General features: G+C 44.5%; 4 protein-coding genes and 1 pseudogene. 1 reads left to right on the forward strand and 4 read right to left on the reverse strand.

What is annotated here, in order from left to right; translation table 11 throughout:
- The first annotated feature begins 132 nt into the window (after positions 1-132).
- Positions 133-1,815 (forward strand): IS1182 family transposase, encoded by a 1,683-nt coding sequence (locus H6A32_RS15405; protein WP_346342300.1) that lies wholly within the window; start codon positions 133-135, stop codon positions 1,813-1,815.
- Between the two features lie 368 nt (positions 1,816-2,183).
- Here the strand turns inward: H6A32_RS15405 and H6A32_RS15410 are convergent.
- The 4 genes and pseudogenes from H6A32_RS15410 to H6A32_RS15425 all read right to left on the reverse strand — a co-directional run.
- Positions 2,184-2,642: pseudogene (locus H6A32_RS15410) on the reverse strand (transposase); the annotation flags it as partial.
- A gap of 131 nt (positions 2,643-2,773) precedes the next feature.
- Complete coding sequence (locus H6A32_RS15415; RefSeq protein WP_204864780.1) at positions 2,774-3,433, reverse strand: DUF3592 domain-containing protein; 660 nt, start codon at positions 3,431-3,433, stop codon at positions 2,774-2,776.
- A complete protein-coding gene (locus H6A32_RS15420) occupies positions 3,379-4,836 on the reverse strand; it encodes a serine hydrolase domain-containing protein (protein WP_204864781.1) in 1,458 nt (485 codons plus the stop codon). The genes H6A32_RS15415 and H6A32_RS15420 overlap by 55 nt, the downstream gene beginning before the upstream one ends.
- A 101-nt stretch (positions 4,837-4,937) precedes the next feature.
- A complete protein-coding gene (locus H6A32_RS15425) occupies positions 4,938-5,117 on the reverse strand; it encodes a hypothetical protein (RefSeq protein ID WP_183774556.1) in 180 nt (59 codons plus the stop codon).
- Between the last annotated feature and the right edge of the window lie 406 nt (positions 5,118-5,523).

The raw sequence follows: 5,523 nt of genomic DNA on the forward strand, positions 1-5,523 counted from the left end.
TTCATACTTTTCTCCTGTGTGTAAAATTTTTTTCTTTTATTTTACATTAAACAGAAGAAAAGCAGGAAATCTCTGGGATTTTTATTGCGAAAAGTTTTTATTCTTCAGTGCTGTAACTTCAGTTTCTTCGAATTGAGTATACCCGATGACGATCCAGTCTATACCCTGAAAAAAGTGTTGGAGGAATTAGATTTTTCAGGCCTGCTGGCCTGTTATTCGGATAAGGGAAGAACCGGGTATAACCCAATCATGCTGTATGCTGTCGTTACCTACGCAAATATGCGCGGGGTCAGGTCTGTTGACCGCATTGTAGACTTATGCCGGAGAGATCTTGCTTTTATCTGGCTGACCAAAGGAGAAAAGCCTCAGAGAGACGCCTTTTATGACTGGAAAGGAAAGAAACTGACAGGTGAAGTTTTGGATGAATTGAACTATCAGTTCATGCGTCGCCTGGAAAAAGAAGGACTTATCACGCTGAAAGAGCTTTATATCGATGGAACCAAGATAGAAGCAAATGCAAACAGATATACATTTGTCTGGCGGGGCAGCCTCAATTATCACCTTGCAGGCCTGCTGGATACCATAGATGCTCTTTACTCAAAGTACAATGCATTTCTGCTTGAAAATGGGTATGGTCCCAAATACGATCTTGGAAATGCCCATATGTTTGTGATCGAGGGAATGGAGCAGGTCAGGAAGGTCATTCAAGAAAACAGAAAGAGGAAACTGACAAAACATAAGAAAATCTCGAATAACACGATCCTTGAAATTGACCACTGCTCTCCCCTTGAGATCCTGAAGCTGCAGAAGAATCTGCTGCGGATTGCAGAAGGAGAGGGGATCGGATTCGTTTCCGGGAAAGGGAAACACAAGCCGGAAATCCAGAAGCTTTATGAAGAACTGGAAGAATGCGGAACCCGCCTGATGAAATATAAGGAATGCTTTGAGATTATGGGAAAAGACCGTAACAGTTATTCCAAGACAGATTTGGAAGCGACATTCATGCGGATGAAAGAAGACCATATGCTAAACGGGCAGTTAAAACCGGCATACAATGTCCAGATTGCAGTAGAGAATTACTTTATTGTCCACGGATATATAAGCAATGACCGGACAGATTATAATACGCTGATTCCAGTCCTGCAAAAGCACAGGAAAGCGTTTGGAGATCAGCTGGAGGCAGTGACTGCCGACAGCGGCTACTGCAGCGAAAAGAACCTGCTGTATCTGAAAGAAAACGAGATCCGCAGTTTCATCAAACTCCAGGACCATGAGAAGCGGAAAACCCGCGCTTATAAAGAAGACATCGGGAAATATTACAACATGACCTATGCAGTCTTTGAGGATGAACACTATTACATCTGCCATGACGGAAGGGAGCTGCACCATATCCGGACAGAAAGCAAAGAACAGGACGGCTACACTCAGACAGTAGAGGTATATGGCTGTGCAGACTGCAGTGGATGTGAGCATAAATCGAAATGTATTTATAAATACAATGCCGAAAAGAACCCGGACCGGAACAAGGTCATGAAGATCAACGAACGATGGGAAGAACTTCGTGAGGAATCCCACACGAATATCCAGAGTGAAGAAGGAATCTTGAAACGGCAGATCCGGTCGATCCAGACAGAGGGTCACTTTGGAGATATCAAAGAGAATGAAAACTTCCGGCGTTTCCACTACCGTTCAAAAGAAAAAGTATATAAGGAATTCATGCTGTATGCAATTGGAAGAAACATCATGAAATACCATCGCTTTATACATGATGAGATAAAGAAATATGAAGGGAAAAAGGGACAGAAAACCGCTTAACTGAGGAGTGAACCCCCAAAAATCCAAACAAGGGGTTTTTGCGCCCTAAAACAGGGGCTACAAAAAGGAAAAGACAGTTCTATAGAGAATTCAGGCTTTGAAAAAGCCCGAATTCTCTGGGACTGTCTCTTCTTTTCTTATCAGGGATTAAAAATCGGTATTAACCGACAATCCCTTTCTATTTCATGTTGCATTTCGTGTTGCATAGATTCAAAATGCGCATTGATTTGCTCCGTAAACTTTTTCTTTTCGTCTGATATGACATTTCTATAAACTTTCTTGAGAACGCGATCTGTTTTCCATCCGCCACGGTCCATAATATATTGATCAGGTATTCCTATAGCATGCATAATGGAACCTGAATGTTTTTACTCCGGCAGTCTACCTTCATACATAATACTCAGCTCGCCATAGACCTGCGCCCAGTTGCGAATGGTTGTCGTCCATCTTTTGGTAGCTTCGAAAGTAGCTAGGTACAGAGCTTTCAGCAGGGCAGTATCGCTCGGAAAAACACTTCTCTGCTGGTTTAATCTCCGATAGGTGGAATTTAATGATTCTATCGCATGTGTCGTATATATCACCTTCCGGACAGTCGCTGAAAACTTGAAAATCGGGGAAATCGCATCCCAGTTATCCTTCCAACGTTTCATGGAATTCGGGTATTTTGGCGTCCATTTCTCTGTTACACGGTCAAGGGCCGCCAGAGCTTTCTTTTCGTCTGGCGCCTGATAGATCGTTTTCAAATCCGTTGCGAAGGCTTTCCTGTCTTTGTCCGGAACATACTTCAGGGTATTCCTTACCTGATGGACAATACAGCGTTGATACTCTGCTTTCTCTGGTGAATAACACCATAACAGCAAAAGTGAAAGACCAGAAACTGGGAATGCAGAAGATATGCGAGGCACTGGAGAAGGTCGCAAAATAAATATCCGGAGATCCAGAAGCTGAGGAGAGGACTTTATGGTTCCCTCCTCTTTTTATAATGCTGGAAAAGGGCATATAGCCCCAGCAGCCCAAAAACAGCCAGCGTGATTTTTATCCCTGTCAACATACACCATACTCCGGCAATAAACAGCGCAATAATGGCGGCCACTAGTTTGCCCATGATCCGCTCCCTTTTATCCGGATTGCGGATGAGCTTTGTCAAAATCAGGAAAATCAGCAGGAGCACAGATACTGCAGAGCCAAACAGGAAAAAGACAATGCCCAGCTTATAGCTCACGGAAACGCCGTAGCCTTCTACATTGACTACATCTGTTTGTGCCGGGTTATATCGGATATCTATTTGTTCACCAACTTCAAATGGGCGGTTGGATGTCCATACGTTCCCAATCCCTGTGCAGAGGCTGCCCTTCGTGGTTTTATAGCGAACGACAGGCGCATAGAAATATCGGAAGGAATCATCAGCATCTCCCATCCTGCTTTCGTATCCCACAACTGTGCCCGTTGTGGTGTCGGTATAACTGGCTTCTTCTTGCTGGGCTGAATAGAGAATCCCCCCACCGATGAGCATAAAACCAACTGTAAAAATCAGGATGAACAATCCGGCGCATAGCCTGATGCTCAATGGCCTCCTCCGGAGACTTCTCTTGTTCGTATTGTCTTCTTGTGCGCCCATAGAATCCCTCCCTTCAGAAAGCCTACGGCCAGAAGCAGTACAGTAGAAACAATAATGGTCAAGAAAACGTCAGGAACAAAAGCCTGAACGACCCATAGGGGAATTTTCAAAAATACCGGAACAGCCATCAGCAGGAAGACGGGTAAAAGAAAATGCAAGCCAATCAAAGAGTACACTCCCGGCAATTTGTTGCCGCGCAGTAGCAGTACGCGTTCCCGGTATTTGGAAAGTCGGCATAACGGAATGATTGCTATTGTCAGTACGGCCAACATAGTCAGGTTGAGCCAGAGATGGTTCAGGGTATACGTGCTGCCCGATATTTCATTTGGCGCATCCCCCAGGAGCATGAGCGCCACGCCCCACCCCAGCGAATCTATCATGGCGTTTGCTGCAAAATAATCGTTTACATTGGCCGTAACAGCCATCGCAAGGCTGCTTTCCGGCAGCAGAAAGATGCAGGCGTTCCCGGTTTCGACAAGGCCGTTGTGCTGCAGAACCGGCTCAGAAAGAGGAGCCTCGATACGCGTCCACCCGTACCCGTACCAATAAGGGATGTCGCCATCCACATAGATGGTATCCCCATAAAACATCGTATCGATGCTGGATTCTGAAAGAATGCCGCTTCCTCTATTCAGATACATCTGTAGGTATTTCCCCAAGTCTTCTGTGGAGGATGAGATGTAACCGGCAGGGACGGTAATCCAGTCATCCTTGGAGGAAGGATATTTGTGGCTTGTTTTGATGTTGAAGCCCCAATAGTTTGTATAGCCATCAATCAGACCATTTTTCTCGCTTTCGTCCTGCGTAGCGGCAGTATGGGAAAGCTGCAGCGGCTCGAAGAGATTCTTCGTTATGTAATCACTGTACGATTCACCACTGACAGCCTCGATTATTTCGCCAAGCAGGGAATAATTTACATTGGCGTAATGATGCACACCCTGCTCGTTCACGATCTTATAATTTTCTAAGGTCTGGTACTGGCCAAGACCGCTTGTATGATTCAGCAGTTGGCTCACTGAAATCCTGTCACCATCGGTTGCACCCGGCAGATATGCGAAGACAGGTGCATTCAGGTCAACTTTCCCCTGCTCAACCAGCTGCATGATGCAGACGGCGGTAAAGGATTTACTGACCGAACCCAGATAAAAGGGCGTTTCGCTGCTTTCGCAGTCTCCATAATTCCCGGAAAATAGTACCGCATCTTTGTTTACAATCGTCACGGACATTCCGGGAATATGGGCATTGTCTACGGCGGATCGCAGATAGTCATCAATCTCACGGTAATCAACAGGATTTTTCTGGTATCCATCCTGAGCATAGACGGGCTGTGCTGCTATCAAAATACTCAGGCAGCAAAAAACACAGAAACACAAAAGTAATGCTATCGTTCGTTTCTTCAACATAAGCTATTATCGACCTTCTCCTATATTTAACATGTATCTGGCGTGAATTTAACAAATGGCCGTTCCCAGTACTCCTGAAAACGGCCTATTTGAGAAAGACTTTATTCTATTGATCCAACCACGGTGGTTTTCTTGAAAACCAGAATACCTTTAGAAGAAGGCATGATTGAGCAGGAGATCAGTTCAAACCCTTCCCGCTCCATTTTGTTGGCCGCCTCTTCCACTTTTGCGGCCATGTCTTTCACCTTGGGGGAATACTTTATTACCACTGTTTTGTACATTGCATTTACCTCCGATCCGCCCGGGAGCCTCTGGGGCGTATTGATAATGTCTTAAGCCTTATAAGCATCTATAACCTGGATTATACCAGAAAGGAAATAGCCTGGCAACTTATAATTTCAAAGGCTTGTGTCCACACAAAATTCATATCCTCACCAGGAGAATATCTGTTTACCAAAAGTTTATCTGGGTTTTACTTTCAAATGGTGGCAATTTTGCCAAGTACAAAGGTATAATTATCTTGGATGATTATATGTACTAGGTAATTGCGAAACTCCTTCGTAAACTTGAAGAAAAACAAGGAAAATTCGTACAGGGAAGGAGTTTTGGAATGAAAAGTGGATAACCGGATATTTTAGGCGCACTTTAATAAGCTATCTGCTTTATGAAAGTGGTAAGTCCTATGCT

The sequence above is a fragment of the Drancourtella massiliensis genome (genome assembly GCF_016900655.1).
Classification (GTDB): Bacteria; Bacillota; Clostridia; order Lachnospirales; family Lachnospiraceae; genus Sellimonas; species Sellimonas catena.